Below are 316 nucleotides of genomic sequence, written 5' to 3'. Positions count from 1 at the left end.
CCCCGCAGCCGCTCACCCGGCACCGCGTTCTGCCACAACGGGACGAACCGGGCCAAGACCGAGGGATCCACCGGCTCCACCTCCCGACGCAGCCGCGCCACCGACCCGCGCCGCAGCCGGCGCAGCACGTCGGCGTCGCACCACTCCGTCCCCGTGCCGCCCGGACGGAACCCCCCGCGCACCACCCGCCCCGCCGAGGCCAGCGCACGCAACTCCGCCACGACCGCGTCCTCGGACAACCCCAGCCGCACGGCGGCCTCGGCGGGAACGAACGGCCCGTGCGTGCGCGCGTACCGCGACACCAGGTCGCGCCTCG

The 316-nt window shown here is 77.5% G+C and carries 1 protein-coding gene; it reads right to left on the bottom strand.

The genetic code is table 11. The features are described from left to right. Positions 1 to 316 (bottom strand): hypothetical protein (locus tag D471_RS33960; protein WP_040689257.1); only part of this gene is annotated, 316 nt, incomplete at both ends.

Origin of the sequence: Nocardiopsis lucentensis DSM 44048, assembly GCF_000341125.1 — a bacterium.
GTDB lineage: Bacteria > Actinomycetota > Actinomycetes > Streptosporangiales > Streptosporangiaceae > Nocardiopsis > Nocardiopsis lucentensis.
Note: the sequence above shows the minus strand (reverse complement) of the source record. Positions and strands in the feature narration are given on the sequence as shown.